Origin of the sequence: Nonomuraea sp. NPDC052116, assembly GCF_040680035.1 — a bacterium.
GTDB lineage: Bacteria > Actinomycetota > Actinomycetes > Streptosporangiales > Streptosporangiaceae > Nonomuraea > Nonomuraea angiospora_A.
Genome location: NZ_JBFAWA010000001.1, coordinates 511,328 through 529,671, shown reverse-complemented (window position 1 = coordinate 529,671; position 18,344 = coordinate 511,328). Strand labels below are relative to the sequence as shown.

Annotated in this window: 16 protein-coding genes; 9 read left to right on the top strand and 7 right to left on the bottom strand. The window is 69.7% G+C overall.

All coding sequences use genetic code 11. The annotated features are described in order from the left end of the window. Positions 1–3: 3 nt before the first annotated feature. The 6 genes from AB0L65_RS02440 to AB0L65_RS02415 all read left to right on the top strand — a co-directional run bounded on the left by AB0L65_RS02440 (position 4) and on the right by AB0L65_RS02415 (position 5,713). Positions 4–738: an SDR family oxidoreductase gene (locus tag AB0L65_RS02440; protein ID WP_364239593.1), complete on the top strand. Its 735-nt coding sequence runs from the start codon at positions 4–6 to the stop codon at positions 736–738. A 71-nt stretch (positions 739–809) separates the two neighbouring features. Further along, positions 810–1,016, top strand: a complete 207-nt coding sequence (locus tag AB0L65_RS02435) for a 4-oxalocrotonate tautomerase family protein (RefSeq protein WP_364239591.1) — start codon at positions 810–812, stop codon at positions 1,014–1,016. A 260-nt stretch (positions 1,017–1,276) separates the two neighbouring features. Beyond that, positions 1,277–2,398 carry a substrate-binding domain-containing protein gene (locus AB0L65_RS02430; RefSeq protein ID WP_364239590.1) on the top strand — a complete coding sequence of 374 codons (1,122 nt, stop codon included), beginning with the start codon at positions 1,277–1,279 and terminating at the stop codon, positions 2,396–2,398. A 50-nt stretch (positions 2,399–2,448) separates the two neighbouring features. Then, positions 2,449–3,213 carry an ATP-binding cassette domain-containing protein gene (locus tag AB0L65_RS02425; RefSeq protein WP_364239589.1) on the top strand — a complete coding sequence of 255 codons (765 nt, stop codon included), beginning with the start codon at positions 2,449–2,451 and terminating at the stop codon, positions 3,211–3,213. Continuing rightward, the gene (locus tag AB0L65_RS02420; RefSeq protein ID WP_364239588.1) at positions 3,210–4,472 is read left to right on the top strand and encodes an ABC transporter permease; all 1,263 of its coding nucleotides are present in this window, start codon (positions 3,210–3,212) and stop codon (positions 4,470–4,472) included. The genes AB0L65_RS02425 and AB0L65_RS02420 overlap by 4 nt, the downstream gene beginning before the upstream one ends. Before the next feature lie 35 nt (positions 4,473–4,507). Further along, positions 4,508–5,713, top strand: a complete 1,206-nt coding sequence (locus AB0L65_RS02415; protein WP_364239586.1) for an ROK family transcriptional regulator — start codon at positions 4,508–4,510, stop codon at positions 5,711–5,713. A gap of 6 nt (positions 5,714–5,719) precedes the next feature. Here AB0L65_RS02415 and AB0L65_RS02410 read toward each other — a convergent pair whose 3' ends face one another. From AB0L65_RS02410 to AB0L65_RS02400, 3 genes are all read right to left on the bottom strand, one after another. Beyond that, the gene (locus tag AB0L65_RS02410) at positions 5,720–6,475 is read right to left on the bottom strand and encodes a neutral zinc metallopeptidase (protein ID WP_364239584.1); all 756 of its coding nucleotides are present in this window, start codon (positions 6,473–6,475) and stop codon (positions 5,720–5,722) included. Between the two features lie 22 nt (positions 6,476–6,497). After that, positions 6,498–7,274: a neutral zinc metallopeptidase gene (locus AB0L65_RS02405; RefSeq protein ID WP_364239582.1), complete on the bottom strand. Its 777-nt coding sequence runs from the start codon at positions 7,272–7,274 to the stop codon at positions 6,498–6,500. A 79-nt stretch (positions 7,275–7,353) separates the two neighbouring features. After that, on the bottom strand, positions 7,354–8,244 hold the full coding sequence (locus tag AB0L65_RS02400) for a neutral zinc metallopeptidase (RefSeq protein ID WP_364239580.1): 891 nt from the start codon (positions 8,242–8,244) through the stop codon (positions 7,354–7,356). 132 nt (positions 8,245–8,376) lie between these two features. Here AB0L65_RS02400 and dxs point away from each other — a divergent pair, with 132 nt between their 5' ends. Both dxs and AB0L65_RS02390 read left to right on the top strand, forming a co-directional pair. After that, a complete protein-coding gene (gene dxs, locus AB0L65_RS02395; protein ID WP_364239724.1) occupies positions 8,377–10,257 on the top strand; it encodes a 1-deoxy-D-xylulose-5-phosphate synthase in 1,881 nt (626 codons plus the stop codon). Between the two features lie 126 nt (positions 10,258–10,383). Further along, positions 10,384–11,856: an amino acid permease gene (locus tag AB0L65_RS02390; protein ID WP_364239578.1), complete on the top strand. Its 1,473-nt coding sequence runs from the start codon at positions 10,384–10,386 to the stop codon at positions 11,854–11,856. Between the two features lie 30 nt (positions 11,857–11,886). Here the strand turns inward: AB0L65_RS02390 and AB0L65_RS02385 are convergent, their stop codons facing one another. The 4 genes from AB0L65_RS02385 to AB0L65_RS02370 form a co-directional block, all read right to left on the bottom strand. Next, the gene (locus AB0L65_RS02385) at positions 11,887–12,270 is read right to left on the bottom strand and encodes an SSI family serine proteinase inhibitor (protein ID WP_364239577.1); all 384 of its coding nucleotides are present in this window, start codon (positions 12,268–12,270) and stop codon (positions 11,887–11,889) included. A gap of 94 nt (positions 12,271–12,364) precedes the next feature. Further along, entirely contained in the window at positions 12,365–14,455 is a 2,091-nt protein-coding gene (locus AB0L65_RS02380) for a 3-hydroxyacyl-CoA dehydrogenase NAD-binding domain-containing protein (protein WP_364239575.1), read from the bottom strand. Then, positions 14,452–15,636, bottom strand: a complete 1,185-nt coding sequence (locus tag AB0L65_RS02375; protein ID WP_364239574.1) for a thiolase family protein — start codon at positions 15,634–15,636, stop codon at positions 14,452–14,454. Before AB0L65_RS02375 ends, AB0L65_RS02380 begins: the two co-directional genes overlap by 4 nt. 36 nt (positions 15,637–15,672) lie before the next feature. Beyond that, positions 15,673–16,401, bottom strand: a complete 729-nt coding sequence (locus AB0L65_RS02370) for a hypothetical protein (protein WP_364239572.1) — start codon at positions 16,399–16,401, stop codon at positions 15,673–15,675. Between the two features lie 212 nt (positions 16,402–16,613). On the opposite strand from AB0L65_RS02370, the gene AB0L65_RS02365 reads away from it, so the two are divergent. Further along, positions 16,614–18,095 carry an LCP family protein gene (locus tag AB0L65_RS02365; protein ID WP_364239570.1) on the top strand — a complete coding sequence of 494 codons (1,482 nt, stop codon included), beginning with the start codon at positions 16,614–16,616 and terminating at the stop codon, positions 18,093–18,095. Positions 18,096–18,344: the final 249 nt, after the last annotated feature.

The following is an 18,344-nucleotide window of genomic DNA, read 5'->3' as shown; positions in this document are numbered from 1 at the left end:
TCCGTGAGTGATCAGCATGTTGCCGTCGTCACCGGCGGCTCTCGCGGGATAGGCAAGGCGATCGCGATGGCGTTGGCGGCGCGGGGCTGCCAGGTCGCGGTGGGGTTCCAAGGGTCGGCCTCCGCCGCGGCGCAGGTGGTCGAGACGATCACGGCGTCCGGCGGCCGGGCGATCCCGGTTCAGGCCGACGTGGCGGACGAGCACGCCGTCGCGGCGATGTTCGACACGGTGGAGAAGACCTTCGGCGGGGTCGACGTGGTCGTCAACTCGGCAGGGCGGCTGTCGCTGTCCCCGATCGCCGACCTCGACCTGGACGATCTGGACGCCCTGCACCGCACCAACATTCGCGGCGCCTTCGTCATGGCGCGGGAGGCCGCGCGTCGCGTGCGCGCCGGTGGCGCGATCGTCACCCTTTCCACCTCCGTGGTCGGTCTGCAGTTCCCGAACTACGGGGCGTACGCCGCCAGTAAGGGGGCCGTCGAGGCGATGACGCTCGTGCTCGCCCGTGAGCTGCGAGGGCGGGACATCACGGTCAACGCGGTCGCGCCCGGCCCGACCGCCACCGAACTGTTCCTCGACGGCAAGGACGAGGCCACCATCGAGCGACTCGCCAAGCAGCCGCCGCTGGAGCGGCTCGGCACCCCCGAGGACATCGCCGAGGTCGTCGCCTTCCTGGCGAGCCCGGCGGGGCACTGGGTCAACGGGCAGGTCGTACGCGCGAACGGCGGGATCATCTGACGATCGCCGCCGACCGCCTCCGCGCCGAGTTCTGCCAACCCTCCGAATTCCCGATACGAAAGGAAACCGACATGCCGTTCGCCAACCTCAAGGTGCCCGCCGACACCCTGACCCCCGAGTCCAAGAAGAAGCTCATCGACGCCGTCACCGACGCCTACGCCGACGTCTACGGAGAACGAGCCCGCGCCACCACCCTGGTCCTCCTGGAGGAGGTTCCGGACGGCGGCTGGGGCCTGGGCGGCAATATCCTCACCGCCGACATGCTCGGCCGGAACTGACCCGTCCGGGGCCGGGCCGGACGCCCGGCCCGGCCCCGGGCCCGAGGTCCGGCGGGGCCGCCCCTTCAACGGCCGCCGACTGGCCGACTGAAGCGCTCGGTCACAGGACCGGAGCCCCCGAAGATTCCGGTGGCGTTTCTGGATTGTTACCCGAAACAACAAACTCCCGGCCCACAGGGTCTTCCAAAGCAGGCCATCCCGGAATACGTTGCCGCAAACAACATTCATCCGGGCGCCTCCGGAAGAAAGGACCCTGCACCATGCGCAAGGGGATCCTCAGCCTGACCGCCGCGGCAGCCACGCTCGCCCTCGGTCTCACCGCCTGCGGGGGCAACAGCGGTCAGAACACGGCGTCGACCTCGTCGACCGCGTCGGCCACGGCCTCAGCGGCGAAGGCCGGGAAGATCGGCGTCATCCTGCCGGACAGCAAGTCCTCGGCCCGGTGGGAGACGGCGGACCGCAAATACCTCGAAGAGGCGTTCAAGGCCGCCGGTGTCCAGTACGACATCCAGAACGCACAGAACGACAAGACGGCGTTCCAGACCATCGCCGACCAGATGATCACCAACGGCGCCACCGTCCTGATGATCGTGAACCTGGACAGCGGCAGCGGCAAGGCGGTCATCGACAAGGCCAAGTCCCAGGGCGTGGCCACGATCGACTACGACCGGCTGACGCTCGGCGGCGGCGCCGCCTACTACGTCAGCTTCGACAACACCAAGGTCGGCACCCTGCAGGGCGAGGGCCTGAGCAAGTGCCTGACCGACAAGAAGGCCAGTAAGCCCATCGTGGCCTACCTGAACGGCTCGCCGACGGACAACAACGCCACCCTGTTCAAGCAGGGGTACGACGGGGTGCTCAAGCCCAAGTTCGACTCCGGCGAGTACGTCAAGGGCCCCGACCAGGCCGTGCCCGACTGGGACAACACCCAGGCCGGCACGATCTTCGAGCAGATGCTCACCCAGCAGCCGAAGATCGCCGGCGTGCTGGCCGCCAACGACGGCCTCGGCAACGCCGCCATCACCGTGCTGAAGAAGCAGAACCTCAACGGCAAGGTGCCGGTCACCGGCCAGGACGCCACCGTCCAGGGCCTGCAGAACATCCTCGCGGGCGACCAGTGCATGACCGTCTACAAGGCCGTCAAGAAGGAGGCCGACGCGGCGGCCAAGCTCGCGGTGGCGCTGGCCAAGGGCGAGAAGCCCACGGCGAGCGGCAGCGTCAAGGACCCCGAGAGCGGTCAGGACGTCCCCTCCGAGCTGCTCGAGCCACAGGCCATCTACCTCGACAACGTCAAGGACGTGGTGGCCGACGGTTACGTGACCAAGGAGGAACTGTGCACGGGTGACTTCGCCAAGAAGTGCACCGAGGCAGGTATTCAATAAGACCAAAGGGGGCGCGGCCGGACCGGTCGTGCCCCCTTTTAGGGAGCCCCATGACCCCCCTCCTTGAAGTGCGCGGGATCGACAAGAGCTTCGGCCCGGTGAAGGTGCTGCACAAGGTCGAGCTCGAGGCGTACGCCGGCGAGGTGACGGCCCTGGTCGGAGACAACGGCGCGGGCAAGTCGACCCTGGTCAAGTGCGTCGGCGGCATCTATCCGATCGACGCCGGCGAGATCCTGTTCGACGGCAGGCAGGTGCACGTCCACAGCCCCCGCGACGCGGGCGAGCTCGGGATCGAGATCGTGTACCAGGACCTGGCCCTGTGCGACAACCTCGACATCGTCCAGAACATGTTCCTCGGCAGGGAGCGCAAGAACGGGCTCCTGCTCGACGAGGACAGCATGGAGGAACTGGCCGAGAAGACCCTCAGCGGCCTGTCCGTACGCACGGTGAAGTCCATCCGGCAGCAGGTCTCCAGCCTGTCCGGCGGGCAGCGGCAGACCGTGGCCATCGCCAAGGCCGTGCTGTGGAACAGCAAGGTCGTCATCCTCGACGAGCCGACCGCGGCGCTGGGCGTGGCCCAGACCGCGCAGGTGCTGGAGCTGGTGCGCAGGCTGGCCGACACCGGCCTGGCCGTCGTGCTCATCTCGCACAACATGAACGACGTCTTCGCCGTCTCCGACCGGATCGCGGCGCTCTACCTCGGAAGGATGGCCGCCCAGGTCAAGACCGCCGACGTGACGCACGCCCAGGTCGTCGAACTGATCACCTCAGGCCGCAGCGGGGAACTCGGCCTCAAGAACGGGGTCACCCCATGAGCAAGGTCAAAGAACTCCCCGGCGAGGCCATCGCCGCCGCGACGCAGTCGCCGTCGATCGGCAACAGCTTCCTCGCCTACGTCGAGCGCGTCCGCGGCGGCGACATGGGCGCGCTGCCCGCCGTGCTGGGGCTGGTCGTGCTCTGCACGGTCTTCGCCGTCGCCCGCCCCGCCTTCGTCACCTCGATCAACTTCGCCAACCTCTTCACCCAGGGCGCCGCGATCACGCTGATCGCGATGGGCCTGGTGTTCGTGCTGCTGCTCGGCGAGATCGACCTGTCCGCCGGCTTCGCCAGCGGCGTGTGCGCGGCGGTGCTCGCCGTCACGCTCACCAGCCTGGGCCTGCCCTGGTACGTGTGCGCGCTGGCCGCCATCGTCACCGGCGTGATCATCGGCACGGTGCTCGGCACGCTCGTCGCCAAGGTCGGGATCCCGTCGTTCGTGGTCACGCTGGCCGCCTTCCTCGCCTTCCAGGGCCTGGTCCTGGTGCTGGTCCAGGAGGGTACGAACATCTCCATCCGCGACAGCGTGATCGTCGCCATCGCCAACAAGAACCTGGCGCCCTGGCTGGGCTGGGTGCTCTACGCGGCCGGCGTGGCGGTCTACGCCGCCGTCCAGCTCCTGCGGGCCAGGAAGCGCACCAAGCGCGGGCTGGTGGCCGACCCGATGTCGCTGATCGCCGCCCGCGTGGGCGCGCTGGCGGTGCTGGCCGGGCTCGCGGTCTACGTGCTCAACCTGGAGCGCAGCCGCAACCCGGCGCTGGTCTCGCTCACCGGCGTGCCGATCGTGGTGCCGATCATCCTGGTGCTGCTGGTCGCGTGGACGATGGTGCTGCGCCGTACCGCGTTCGGACGTCACATCTACGCGGTCGGCGGCAACACCGAGGCCGCGCGCCGGGCCGGCATCCCGGTCGACCGGATCAGGATCAGCGCGTTCGTGATCTGCTCCTCGATGGCCGCGATCGGCGGCATCGTCGCCGCGTCCAGGGCCAGCTCGGTCGACCCGAACACGGGCGGCAGCTCCGTCCTGCTGTACGCGGTCGGCGCGGCGGTCATCGGCGGCACGAGCCTGTTCGGCGGCAAGGGCAGGGTGCTGGACGCCGTGCTCGGCGGCGCCGTGGTGGCGGTCATCGAGAACGGCATGGGTCTGATGGGGTATGGGGCCAGTGTGAAGTACCTGGTCACGGGGTCCGTCCTGCTGCTCGCCGCGGGCGTCGACGCCCTGGCCCGCAAACGGGCGTCGGCCGCTGGTCTAAGGTGATCAGCGACTCTCAGCCCCCGAAGGAATACCAGACGATGCGTGCCGGCCCTTCCCAAGAGGACATCAGGCGCCACAATCTTGGCGCGCTGCTTCGCCATGTCCATCTGGGCGGGCCGATCTCGCGCGCCGAGCTGACCTCGAGGATGGGGCTCAACCGCAGCACGATCATGGCGCTGACCTCGGATCTCACCGCGGCCGGGCTGGTGCGCGAGGAGCTGCCCCGCGAGACGGGCCGAGCGGGACGGCCCTCGCTCGTGGTGCGGCCGGAGTCGGCCCGGGTCTACGTGTTCGCGTTCGACGTGGGCCCCGACCGGCTGGCGGTGGCCCGCGTGGGGCTGGGCGGGGTGATCCTCGACCGCCGTGAGACGACCCGCGAGCGCGGCAAGTTCGAGCTGGACGAGCTGACCGGGGTGCTGTCCGGCTTCGCCCGGCAGATGCGGCGCAAGACCAGGGACGACACCGTCTGCGTGGGCGCGGCGGCGGCCGTGTCCGGCGGCGTGCGCAAGGCCGACGGCGTGGTGCGGTTCTCGCCCAACCTGCTGGCCGAGGAGATCCCGTTCGGCGAGGAGCTGGGCCGCCGGCTCGGCCTCGGGCTGCCGGTCAGCGTGGGCAACGACGCCAACCTGGCCGCCCTCGCCGAGCACAGCCGGGGCGTCGGCGCCGCCGTCAGGGACCTCATCTACCTGCACGGCGACGTGGGCATCGGCGGCGGCATCATCGCGGGCGGCCATCTGCTCGGCGGTCACGACGGCTACGGCGGCGAGGTCGGCCACATGGTCGTCAACCCCGGCGGGCGCGCCTGCGGCTGCGGGTCCCACGGGTGCCTGGAGGCGGAGGTGGGGGAGCGGGCGCTGCTGGAGGCCGCGGGCCGCATCGGCCCCGGGCAGCACGGGCGCGACGCGGTGCGCGCCGTGGTGGAGGCCGCCGACCGGGGCGACATCGAGGCGCAGGACGCGCTCAAGAAGGTCGGCGACTGGCTCGGCCTCGGCGTGGCGAACCTGGTCAACATCTTCAACCCCGAGATGGTCATCTTCGGGGGCATCCTCCGGGAGATCTACCTGGGGTCCGCCGCGCGGGTGCGTTCCCAGCTCGCGCTGCACGCGATGGCGCCGCAGCGGGAGCGGCTGCGGCTGCGCACGGCGTCGCTCGGGGACGCCGCCCCGCTGGTGGGCGCGGCCGAGCTGGCCTTCGCCAACGTCCTCGCCGACCCCCTGGAGGTCCTCGCCCGCGCCACCGCCTAGACCTCGTCAGCCGACCTTCGACGTGGCGGCCGTCCAGGTGTTGCAGAAGCCCGTGGCCCCGCCGCGGTAGCCGCGCTCCTGCCAGAAGGCGAGGTTGCGGGGCTTGCCGTGGATCTCGCTCTCGTCGGCCCTGCGCACCGCGTCGATCCAGTCGTCCCAGTCGATCCCCGGCTTGATCGACTTCAGCGTGGCGCTGTACAGGACGCCGGCGAAGCACTCGGCCTGCATCTCCAGCCGGTGGCTCAGCAGGGTCCGCGCGCTGCCGGACGCCTGCCAGGACAGCGCGTTCTGCGCGTCCAGCACCCCGATGAGCTGCTGCACGTGGTGTCCCCACTCGTGGGCGACGGAGTGCGCGATGTTCATCCTGAAGGGGTCGCGCAGGTCGTGCTTCATGATCCGGATGGCGATCGTGCGCTGCTCGGGGCAGTACTGCGCGCCGTTGCTGGTGATCTCTCCGCAGACGGAGTCGCTCCCCGTCGTGATCGTGACCTCGGGCGGCGCGTACGGTAGCCGGGCCTGCGCGAACCGCCCGGCCCAGAAGCGGTCGGCGCAGCCGGCCATCGCCCGGTAGAACGTCCTGAGCGAGGCGACGCTGCCCGGACGGATCTCCGGGACCTCGCAGGTCTGCGCGACCACGTCCCCGCCCATCTCTCCCAGAAGGCCGGCCTGCGCGAAACGCGACGCCGCCCGGGCCGGCCCGGAAAACTGCCCGGAGAACAGCAGTAAACCCGCGACCATGCCCGCTAAGAGGGATATGCGCACGATCGCGGATCTTAGAGGAGTTTTACGACACTTGGGACTTCGGAGCCTTCCAGGTGTTGCAGCCGCCGGCCGACTCGGTGTCGAAGCCGCGCTTGAGCCAGGCGCCGGTGTTCTTGGCGTTGCCGTGCGTCTTCTCGCCCCAGTTGTCGACCTTCACGCCGAGGGCGGACAGGTCGAGGCCGGTGCCGCCGTTCCTGACCCAGTAGTCGAACTCGGACTGCTGGCGGCCCAGCGAGTGCCAGACGCTGCCGGTGAACACGCCGGACAGGCACTCCGCCTGCAGTTCGAGCCGCCGGCTCTCGTCGAGCACCCGGGCCTCGTTCTTGCGGTTGTACGGCGTCAGGGCCTTGAACATGCCCGTCGTCTGCTGGATGTGGTGGCCGTACTCATGGGCCAGGACCAGCATCAGCATCAGGTCGTTCTGCTCCTCGACCAGGTTGGAGCTGGCGAAATAGGTGATCTTCTTGTTGGTCGAGCAGTAGAGCGCCTGCACGCCGCCCTCGGGGAACTTGCCGCACCCGGTCTGTGCGCCGGGCTTGGTGATCACCTGCATGGTGGGCTTGGTGAATGTGAAGCCGGCCTTCTTGACCTTCGGCTCCCAGGCGGCGTTGAGGCAGTCGAGCACGACGTCCAGGTAGCCCTTGACCTCCTCCAGGCTGCCGGACTGCACCTTCGGCTCCGGGCACGAGTCGAAGCCGAGCTTGCCCGTCTTGTAGATCGGGCTTTTCGCCAGTACAGGCTTGTATGCCGGCGCAGCGGTGGCCGCGTGGGCCGTTCCGGCGAAGAGCAGGCTCGCCATGGTGCCTGCCATAAGCGCCAATCGGGTGATACGCATGAGAAGGCACCCTATTGAATAGGGAGTTCCAGGTAAAGGAAGATTAAAGCGTGTTGCGGGCCGTGGCGGACCAGGTGTTGCACGCGCCCGGACCGCCGCGGTTGAAGCCCCGCGTCATCCAGGCCGCCTGCGTCGGGCCCTTGCCGTGGTCGTTCTGGGGCCAGCCCTTGGCGCCGTTCTTCCTGAACCAGTCGACCGTGTACGCCCAGTCGGCGTCGGTGACCAGTTCCGTTCCCTTCATCGTGCTCATGAACACCGACGAGAAGCACTCCGCCTGCAGTTCCGAATTGCGCGAGAGTTGCAGCCGCTTCGCCTTGCCCGCGACATTCCTGGCGGTCCAGTAGTAGTTCCAGATGCCGGAGATCTGCTGGACGTGGTGCCCGTACTCGTGGGCGATCAGGCGGGTGATGCCCAGCGGGAACGGGTTGCGCAGCTGGTCCCTGCTGATCATCAGGTACATCGTGCGGTCGGTGGAGCAGTAGACGCCGTCGGCGCCGGTGTTCCACGTGCCGCAGGGGGTCCTGACCTTGGTGGTGATGATGCGCAGCCGCGGCTTGGCGAAGGGCAGCCCGGCCTTGCGGAACTGGGCGGCCCACGCCTTGTTGAGGCAGTTGGTCACGCGGGTCAGGAAGCGCCGGTACGCGGTCATGCTCCCGGCCGGCAGGTCGCCGGGCGCGCAGTTGACGTCGGCCAGGCGTCCGGTCCGGTACAGCGGGTTCGCCGTCGCCAGCGCCCGGCCGATCGAGGGCCCCTTCTTCGACTCGCTGGAGCCCTTGGCCGGCGGGGAGGAGAGCTGCTGGGCCGCCCCGTTCAGCGATTCCGACGAGGGGGTGGCCACGCCGGCCAGCACGAGCACCAAACCGGCCGCTGCCAGGGCAAGCGCCACCATGGCGACCGCCAGCGCCGCGAGTTTGCTTTTGGGGGCAGAGTTCATATGTTCCGAAAAACTATCCCAAGATCAGACATATGTGGGTGGATTTGACTCGATGGAGTCAGTGAGGCGGGAGCGAACTAGACTCGGGTCAACGGCGCACAAGAGCAGAGGGGAGTCGGATCCGTGAGCGGGTTGCTGGGCTCGATAGAGGGACCGCACGACGTCAAACGGCTCACTGTCGAGGAGCTGCCGCGGCTTGCGGGGGAGATCCGCGACCTGCTGGTCGACTCGTGCGCCAGGTTCGGCGGCCATCTGGGCCCCAACCTGGGGGTGGTCGAGCTCACCATCGCCATCCACCGGGTCTTCGACTCCCCGAACGACCCCGTCGTCTGGGACACCGGCCACCAGTCGTACGTGCATAAGGTCCTCACCGGACGGGCCTCCGGCTTCGAGGCGCTCAAGCAGGAGGGCGGTCTGTCGGGCTATCCGAGCCAGGCCGAGTCGGAGCACGACTTCGTGGAAAACTCCCACGCCTCGACCGCGCTGTCCTACGCCGACGGCCTGGCCAAGGCGTTCAAGCTGCGCGGCGAGCAGGACCGCACGGTCGTGGCGGTGATCGGCGACGGCGCGCTGACCGGCGGCATGGCCTGGGAGGCGCTCAACAACATCGCCGCCGGCAAGGACCTCCGGCTCGTGATCGTGGTCAACGACAACGGCCGCTCCTACTCGCCCACGATCGGCGGCCTGGCCTCCCACCTGTCCAACCTGCGGGTCAACCGCAGGTATGAGGACTTCCTCGACTACGTCAAGGACAAGTTGGGGAACGTTCCCGTGCTCTACGACGCCCTGCACGGCTTCAAGAAGGGCGTCAAGGACGTCCTGGCCCCGCAGGTGATGTTCGAGGACCTCGGGCTCAAATACGTCGGCCCCATCGACGGCCACGACGAGCAGGCCATGGAGGCGGCGCTGCGCAAGGCGCGCGACTTCCGCGGCCCCGTCATCGTCCACGCCCTCACCCAGAAGGGCCGCGGCTACACGCCCGCGGAGAATCACGACGAGGACCAGTTCCACTCGCCCGGCGCCTTCGACCGGGCCACCGGCGCGGAGAAGCCCAAGCCGCGCATCTGGACCAACGTCTTCAGCGAGGAGCTCGTCCGGCTCGGCAAGGAGCGCGAGGACCTCGTCGCGATCACCGCGGCCATGCTCCACCCGACGGGTCTCAATGCCTTCGCCGACGCCTACCCCGAGCGCATCTACGACGTCGGCATCGCCGAGCAGCACGCGCTGACCAGCGCCGCCGGTCTCGCCCTCGGCGGCATGCACCCGGTCGTGGCCGTCTACGCCACGTTCCTCAACCGGGCCTTCGACCAGCTCCTCATGGACGTCGCGCTGCACCGGCTGCCCGTCACGGTGGTGCTCGACCGCGCGGGCGTCACGGGCGACGACGGCGCCAGCCACAACGGCATGTGGGACCTGTCGATCCTCCAGGTCGTCCCCGGGCTGCGGGTCGCGGTGCCGCGCGACGGCGACCGGCTGACCGAGCTGCTGCGCGAGGCCGTCGAGGTCACCGACGGCCCGACCGTGCTGCGCTTCCCCAAGGGCCCGGTCGCCGAGCCGGTCGAGCCGGTGGGCAAGCTGGGCGAGATGGACCTGCTGCGCGCCCCCAAGGGCGACCCCGATGTGCTGCTGGTCGGCGTGGGCCCGATGGCGCAGCTCTGCATGGACGCCGCGGTCCTGCTCGACGCCCAGGGGATCGGGGCCACCGTGGTCGACCCCCGCTGGGTCAAGCCGCTCGACGAGGCGCTCGTGCTGGCCGCGAGCGCCCACAAGCTGGTGGCCGTCGTCGAGGACAACGGCCGCGTGGGCGCCGTGGGCGACGCCGTGGCCCGCCTGCTGCGCGACGCCGACGTCGACGTGCCGGTGCGCACGTTCGGCATCCCGCAGGAGTTCCTCGACCACGCCAAGCGGGCCGCGATCCTCGCCAAGATCGGCCTGACCGCGCAGGACCTCGCCCGGCAGGTCACCGAGGCGGTCGCGAAGCGGACCTCCCACGAGGTGCCCGCCCGCCACTGAGCACCCGGCGCACCACGGCGGTGATCCCCAGCGCGGCGATCACCGCCGTGTCGCGTTCCTATCCCTGAGGTGAGACTGGATCCCGACCATGCATGATCACTCAGGGCGTGGGAAGGATCACCGGGCGTGGACATCTTTCGCACGAAGAGTGTCGAGCAGTCGATCCGTGACACCGAGGATCCGGAACATCAGCTGCGCAAACGCCTGACGGCCACCGACCTGACGGTCTTCGGCATCGGGGTGATCGTCGGCACCGGGATCTTCGTGCTCACGGGACAGGTCGCCAAGGAGGTGGCGGGCCCGGCGGTGGCGCTCTCGTTCGTCGTCTCGGGCATCGTCTGCGGCCTGGCGGCCCTGTGCTACGCAGAGTTCGCCTCCACGATCCCGGTCGCCGGCTCGGCCTACACCTTCGCCTTCGCCACCCTGGGCGAGTTCCCCGCCTGGGTGATCGGCTGGGACCTGACCCTGGAGCTGGCGCTGGCCGCGGCCGTGGTGGCGGTCGGCTGGTCGGGCTACTTCGCCTCGATGCTGGCGTCCGTCGGCATCCATCTGCCCGCCTCGATCGCGGGCGAGAACCCCGTGGTGAACGTCCCCGCCATCCTCATCGTCGTCCTCCTCACCGTGATCCTGGTGATCGGGATCAAGGTCTCCTCGCGGGTCAACCTCATCCTGGTGATCACGAAGATCACGGTCGTGCTGCTGGTGATCGTGGCCGGGCTGTTCTTCGTCAAGGGGGCCAACTACACGCCGTTCATCCCCGAGGCCGTGTCCACGCCGCGGGTGGAAGGGCTGAAGGCGCCGCTGATCCAGGTGCTGTTCGGCGTCACGCCGGTCGCCTTCGGCGTGCTGGGCGTCTTCTCCGCCGCGGCGATCGTGTTCTTCGCGTTCATCGGCTTCGACATCGTGGCCACCGCCGCCGAGGAGACCATCCACCCGCAGCGCGACGTGCCGCGCGGCATCCTCGGCTCGCTGGCCATCTGCACGGCCCTGTACGTGGCCGTCTCGCTCGTCGTGGTCGGCATGCAGCGCTACGACCGGCTCAGCACCTCGGCGCCGCTGTCGGACGCGTTCACCTCGGTCGGCTACGGCTGGCTGGCCACGATCATCAGCGTCGGCGCCATCGCCGGCCTGACGACCGTGGTGCTCGTGCTATTGCTCGGCCAGACCCGGGTGCTCTTCGCGATGTGCCGCGACGGGCTGCTGCCGCGCCCGCTGGCCAAGGTCCACCCCCAGTTCGGCACGCCGGCCCGGCTCACGATCATCATCGGCGTGGTGACGATGGGGCTGGCCGGGTTCGTGTCGTTCGGCGAGCTGGCCGAGCTGGTGAACATCGGCACGCTCTTCGCGTTCGTGGTGGTCTCGATCGGGGTGGTCATTCTCCGGCGCACCCGGCCCGACCTGCCGAGGGCGTTCCGCGCGCCGTTCGTCCCGGTGCTGCCGGTCCTGTCGGTGCTGGCCTGCCTCTACCTCATGCTCAACCTGCCGGTGCAGACGTGGCTGAGGTTTCTGATCTGGATGATCGTCGGCGTCGTCATCTACTTCGTCTACGGCTACCGCCACAGCAGGACGGTCAAGGTCCGCGTCAAGAGCGGCGGCTGAGGGGGCGGGCGCCCGCCCCCTCGTGGCCGGTCAGAACGAGACGACGGCTCCCAGCGCGGCCTTCATCGTGCAGCCGTTGCCGAAGACCTTGGCCCACTGCACCGTCGCGCCCTGCCACTGGCCGGCCACCACGACGACGTGCGGCTGCAGCTCCTTCGTGCAGATGGCGTCCGGTGTGACGTTGAGCCGCTCGGGGTGCCCGTCGACCTTCTCCAGCAGCCGGCAGGCCGCGCGCGCGTTGGGATGGGCCCCTCCCGCGGGCCCGCAGTTGAGCCAGACCGTCTTCGTCACGCCGTCCTTGACGGCATCGACGATCTTGAGCTGCGCCTTCGGGTGGGGTGCGGCCACCGCGGGCGACGACGCGCCCACCATGAAGGCTCCGCAGAGCGCGATGGCACCGAATGCTCTCATCATGACTACTCTCCGTTCGTGGAACGGTGCTCAACGCTACGACGGAGGCCGGTGAGGATAAAAGGAGGCCCGCCGAGGCGGGCCTCCTTCAAAGGATTCAGGCGGGCAGCGAGGCCACGCCGGGCGACAGGAACCGCGGCCGGGCGATGCCCGTCCTGTCCAGGTACGGGGTGATCCCGCCCAGATGGAACGGCCAGCCGGCCCCGAGGATCATGCACAGGTCGATGTCCTGCGGCGCGGCGACCACGCCCTCGTCCAGCATGATGCGGACCTCCCTGGCCAGCGCCGCCAGGACGCGCTCGCGCACCTGCTCGGCGGTGGACGGTGACGTGCCGCCCGAGAAGAGGGCGACCGCCTCCGGGTCGAGCGTGAAGTCGGGCCGGTAGACGCCCGGCTTGCCCGCGGCGACGAGCTTGGCCATGTTCTCCGAGACGCCGAAGCGGTCGGGGAAGGCCTCGTGCAGCGTCTCGGCGACGTGCAGGCCGACGGCCGGGCCGACGAGCTGCAGCAGCGCGAACGGCGACATCGGCAGCCCGAGCCCGTCCAGCGCGTGCTCGGCCACCTCCAGCGGCGTGCCCTCGTCCACGGCCGTCACGACCTCGCCCATGAAGCAGGTCAGCAGCCGGTTGACCACGAACGCCGGGGCGTCCTTGACCAGCACCGACGACTTCTTCAGCGACTTGCCCACCGCGAACGCCGTGGCCAGCGTGGCGTCGTCCGTCGCGGCGCCGCGGATGATCTCCAGCAGCGGCATGACGGCGACCGGGTTGAAGAAGTGGAACCCGACCAGCCGCTCGGGGTGCGCCAGCCCGGCGCCCATCTCGGTCAGGGAGAGCGAGGAGGTGTTCGTGGCCAGCACGCACTCGGCCGAGACCACGGCCTCCACCTCGGCGAACACCTGCTTCTTGACCGCCATGTCCTCGAACACGGCCTCGATCACGAAGTCGGCGTCGGCGAAGGCGTCCTTCGTCAGCGACCCGGTCACCAGGGCCTTGAGCCGGTTGGCCTGGTCGGCCGAGACGCGGCCCTTGCCCAGGAGCTTGTCGACCTCGGCGTGCACGTACCCGACGCCCTTGTCGAGCCGGGCCTGGTCGAGGTCGGTCAGCACGACCGGCACCTCCAGGCGGCGCGCGAACAGCAGCGCCATCTGCGAGGCCATCAGCCCCGCGCCCACCACGCCGACCTTGGTGACCTTGCGGGCCAGCGACCGGTCGGGCGCGCCCGCGGGTCGCTTGGCACGGCGCTGCACCAGGTCGAACGAGTAGAGCCCGGCCCGCAGCTCGTCACCCATCAGCAGGTCGGCCAGCGCCTCGTCCTCGGCCGCGAAGCCCTCGTCGCGGGAGGCCGTGCGGGCCTGGGCGATCAGGTCGAGCGCGCGGTAGGGGGCGGGCGAGGAGCCGCGCAGCTTCATGTCCACCAGGAAGCGCGCGTCGGCGACCGTCTTGTCCCAGTCCTCGTCGTGTGCGGGACGCTCCACGGCCAGCTCGCCCTTGACCACGCGGGCGGCCCAGCGCAGCGACTCCTCCAGGAAGTCGGCGGGCTCGAACATCGCGTCCGCGACGCCCAGCTCGTACGCCTCCTTGCCCTTGACCATGCGGTTCTGCGAGAGCGGGTTCTCGATGACGAGCTTGATCGCCTTCGCCGGGCCGATCAGGCGGGGCAGGAGCTGCGTGCCGCCCCAGCCCGGCACCAGGCCGAGGAAGCACTCCGGCAGCGCCACCGCGGGCACGCCCGAGGAGATGGTCCGGTACGTGCAGTGCAGCGCCACCTCGAGCCCGCCGCCCATCGCGGCGCCGTTCACGAACGCGAACGACGGGATCGCCAGCTCGCCCAGCCTGCGGAACACGTGGTGGCCCAGCGCGCCGATGGCCAGGGCCTCCTCGCGCGTGGACAGCGCGGCCGCGCCCTTGAGGTCGGCGCCGACGGCGAAGATGAACGGTTTGCCCGTCACGCCCACCGCGGCCAGGTCGGTGCGCTCGGCGATCTCCGACAGCGCGCCGTTGAGCGCGAACAGGCCGTTCGGGCCGAACGTGTTGGGCTTGGTGTGGTCGAAGCCGTTGTCCAGCGTGATCAGTGCCATCGTGCCGGCGCCGTAGGGGAGCTGGACGTCACGCACGAGCGCCTTGGTGACGACTTCGTCGGTGTTGCGCCCGCCCAGCAGCGCGCGCCAGTTCTCGACATTGCTCATGCGAGGTTCTCCCAGATCACAGTGCCGCCCATGCCCATGCCGACGCACATGGTGGTGATGCCGTACCGCACGTCGGGACGCTCGCCGAACTGCCGCGCGAGCTGCGTCATCAGCCGCACGCCCGAGGAGGCGAGCGGGTGCCCGTAGGCGATCGCGCCGCCGTACTGGTTCACGCGGGGATCGTCGTCGGCGATCCCGAAGTGGTCGAGGAACGCCAGCACCTGGACGGCGAACGCCTCGTTGATCTCGAACAGCCCGATGTCGGAGATGTCAAGTCCGGCCAGCCGGAGCGCCCGCTCGGTGGACGGGATCGGTCCGACGCCCATGACCTCGGGGTCCACGCCCGCGAACGCGTAGGAGACGAGCCGCATCTTCGCGCCCAGCCCCAGCTCGTCCGCGACCTCCTTGGCGGCCACGACGCACCCGGTGGCGCCGTCGTTGATGCCGGAGGAGTTGCCCGCCGTGACGTTGCCGTGCGGCCGGAAGGGCGTCTTGAGCGTGCTCAGCCCGTCCATCGTGGTGCCGGGCCGCGGCGCCTCGTCCTCGACCGCCAGGCCCCAGCCCTTCTCGGCCGTCCTGATCGCGGTCGGCACCAGGTCGGGCTGGATCCGGCCGTCGGCGTACGCCTTGGCCGCCCGCTCCTGCGACAGCACCGCGTACGCGTCCGCGCGGCCCTTGGTGATGTGCGGGTAGCGGTCGTGCAGGTTCTCCGCCGTCATGCCCATGACCAGCGCGCTCGGGTCGACCAGCTTCTCCGACAGGAAGCGCGGGTTGGGATCGACGCCCTCGCCCATCGGGTGGCGGCCCATGTGCTCGACGCCGCCGGCGATGGCCACGTCGTACGCGCCGAACGCGATGCCGCCCGCGACCGTGGTGACCGCGGTCATCGCGCCCGCGCACATGCGGTCGATGGCATAGCCGGGCACGCTCTTGGGCAGCCCGGCCAGCACCGCCGCCGCCCGGCCGATGGTCAGGCCCTGGTCGCCGATCTGCGTGGTCGCGGCGATGGCGACCTCGTCCACTCGCTCGGGGGGCAGGTTGGGATTGCGCCGGACGAGCTCGCGGATGACGCGGACGACCAGGTCGTCGGCGCGGGTCTCCGCGTACAGCCCTTTCGGTCCTGACCTGCCGAAAGGCGTGCGCACGCCGTCGACGAACACGACGTCACGAGAGGAAGGCACGGATTCGCTCCTCGTTGATAGGGTTCCGTGCCTATGCTACTCGTCAGTAACTACTCCGCAGACGAGGGCGGCGGTCAGCAATGTGTAAACGACCGCCGTGGCCGGCTCCCAGAGATGGGCGCGGGCCCCGACCAGGGCCGCGACCGCCACGGCCGCGCCCGTCCAGAGCGCCGCGCCCTCTCGCCGGCGCGCGCCTCGGCCGGGGTCCCACGGATCGCCAGGTGACCCGCCCGACCGCAGGGCGCGCGCCAGTGTCCCCAACGCGTCGCCTGCCCACCAGAGGACGAACAACACCCCCGTCGCGAGACTCATCAGCGCCAGCGCCTCGGTGGCCCGGCCCAGGGAGTCGGCGAAGCCGTACAGGGCGGCCTCCCGGAACAGGCGCGGCGCCGTCCAGCCGAGCAGCAGCGTCACCGCCCAGCAGCAGGCCACGGCCAGCCTGCTGAGGGGGCGCACGCGTCCGGTGCGGGGGGCGGCGTACAGCTCGCGCTCCTTGCGGTGGACGTGCCGGGCGTGGGTGCCCCAGACGTACTGGGTGATCGCCTGCGCGGGCACGGCGGCCGCGAAGACTGCCAGCGACAACACCGCCAGCGGCAGCGTCTGCTCCCTCGTCTGCGCCCGGTCGGCGAGCAGCTGGGCGGTGGCCAGCAGCGCGATCGAGGCGGAGAGCGCGACGAAGGCCCGGCGGCGGGCGGTTCTGGCTCTGGTCCGCAGCCCGGCCAGTTCCTGGGCGCCTGGAGGGGGCGCCATCTCGGTCAACAGCATGAATGTCATCATGGCGTCACTCTGCGTGGTGACGCCCCGGATTCCCGTGCTTTGGATGGAGCTCCTCGCCCGGCACGCAACAGTGGCAGCCCCGAGGATTGCCACTTTTATCTGCAAGGCGCGACAGTCCTGGAATCATCGGTAACTCGGTGAGCTACGCGCCGCCACCTGGCGGTACGCGTTTCTCTTGTGGGGTGGGTGAAGGGGGGCGCGTGAGGCAGAGTCCGGAACACGTGGGGGAAGCTCCGCCGCGGCGCAGGAGACGGCGCGAGCGGGGCCCGCGATGGCGGGTCTCGGTGCTGGGGTGGGTCGGCATCGGGATGACGCTGGTGCTGGTGGTCGTCTCGGTCGGGGCGTACGCGTACTACCGGCACATCGAGAGCGAGATCCCCCGCGAGCCCATCGCCGTCGGCGAGAGCCGCCCGCCGGACACCGGCGCGCTCAACGTCCTGCTCGTCGGCTCCGACTCCCGTGAGGGCGACAACAAGAGGTACGGCCCCCACCTCAAGGAGATCGGCGAGCGCACCGACACGATCATGCTGCTGCACATCTCCCCGAACCGGGACAAGGCCACCATGATCAGCTTCCCGCGTGACTCCATGGTCCTGATCCCGGAGTGCAAGAGCCGTACCGGCGCCCTGATCCCCGGCGGCCTGCGCCAGATCAACGCCGCCTTCAACGACGGCGGCATCAACTGCACGATCAAGACCCTCGAGTCGCTCACCAACATCAGGATCGACCACTTCGTGAAGGTCGACTTCACCGGCTTCAAGGGCATCATCGACGCCATCGGCGGCATCGAGATCTGCCTGCCCAAGGCCGTCAACGACCCCAAGGCGAAGCTGGTGCTCAGCGAGGGCCGGCACGTGGTCAGCGGCGAGCAGGCGCTGGGGTACGTGCGCGCCCGGTACTCGCTGGGCGACGGCAGCGACCTGAGCAGGATCCAGCGCCAGCAGGTCTTCCTCACCAAGGTGCTGCAGGCGGTCACCGACGGCGGCCTGCTCACCGACCCGGTCAAGCTGAACTCGTTCCTGCTGGCCGCCACCAAGGCCGTCACGCTGGACGACCAGCTCACCCTCGACCGCATGGTGGACATCGCCCTCAGCGTCAAGGGCCTGACGGCCAAGGAGCTCAAGGGCATTACGGTGCCCACCGAGCCCTACCCGGCGGACAAGAACCGGGTCCAGTTCAGCCAGCCGGCCGCGCGCGACTTCTTCGAGAGCGTGCGCAACGACGTCGAGGTCACCGCGGCTCCCACGCCAGGTAAGTCCGCCGGGCCCAAGATCGAGAACAAGCAGGTGCGCGTCCAGGTGCTCAACGGCACGGGGGAGCAGGGCAAGGCGCTCAAGGTGGCCGACGAGCTGGCCGCCCAGGGCTTCGTGATCACGGAGGTCGGCAACGTCGCCGCCACCCCGAAGACCGCGCTCCGGTACGCCAAGAAGGACGCCGACGGGCCCGCCTACGGGGACGCGGTGGCGTCGCGGCTGTCGAAGGAGAAGAAGACGCCCGTGGCCGGCAAGGTCAAGCCGATCACCACGCAGCCGTACAAGTCCAAGGCCGGTGTCGAGGTTCCCGGCGGGCCGATCATCCAGGTCGTCATCGGGGCGGACTGGCCCGGCGTGCGTGTCGTGTCGGCGATCCCCGACTCGCTCAAGGACAAGGTCGTCGACTCCACCACCAACCCCTGCCTGTGACTCCTGACTGTGCTCTTGACAGGCCGCCCGGACCCGGTCCGGGCGGCCTTTCGTCCGCCGTGCCCCGTGACGCCGGAGCGTGCCCGCGCGGGTGAACTCCGTGGTCAAAGGGGGTTCTGGAGGGCCGATCGGCTCACCAACAGCGTGCCTGTGATCTCTTAGAGTGACGAATGTTACAGAGAGTGTTTTTAGGGAAACATGTGAAATTTCCGGACAAGTGATGGTCGGGTCTGTTAAGAAGGGCGCGGT

Excerpts from the sequence above, each read along its gene's own strand:
- AB0L65_RS02435 (WP_364239591.1), top strand. The coding sequence starts at position 810 with ATGCCGTTCGCCAACCTCAAGGTGCCCGCCGACACCCTGACCCCCGAG.
- AB0L65_RS02430 (WP_364239590.1), top strand. The coding sequence starts at position 1,277 with ATGCGCAAGGGGATCCTCAGCCTGACCGCCGCGGCAGCCACGCTCGCC.
- AB0L65_RS02425 (WP_364239589.1), top strand. The coding sequence starts at position 2,449 with ATGACCCCCCTCCTTGAAGTGCGCGGGATCGACAAGAGCTTCGGCCCG.
- AB0L65_RS02420 (WP_364239588.1), top strand. The coding sequence starts at position 3,210 with ATGAGCAAGGTCAAAGAACTCCCCGGCGAGGCCATCGCCGCCGCGACG.
- AB0L65_RS02415 (WP_364239586.1), top strand. The coding sequence starts at position 4,508 with ATGCGTGCCGGCCCTTCCCAAGAGGACATCAGGCGCCACAATCTTGGC.
- AB0L65_RS02405 (WP_364239582.1), bottom strand. The coding sequence starts at position 7,274 with ATGGCGAGCCTGCTCTTCGCCGGAACGGCCCACGCGGCCACCGCTGCG.
- AB0L65_RS02400 (WP_364239580.1), bottom strand. The coding sequence starts at position 8,244 with ATGAACTCTGCCCCCAAAAGCAAACTCGCGGCGCTGGCGGTCGCCATG.
- AB0L65_RS02385 (WP_364239577.1), bottom strand. The coding sequence starts at position 12,270 with ATGATGAGAGCATTCGGTGCCATCGCGCTCTGCGGAGCCTTCATGGTG.
- AB0L65_RS02380 (WP_364239575.1), bottom strand. The coding sequence starts at position 14,455 with ATGAGCAATGTCGAGAACTGGCGCGCGCTGCTGGGCGGGCGCAACACC.
- AB0L65_RS02370 (WP_364239572.1), bottom strand. The coding sequence starts at position 16,401 with ATGCTGTTGACCGAGATGGCGCCCCCTCCAGGCGCCCAGGAACTGGCC.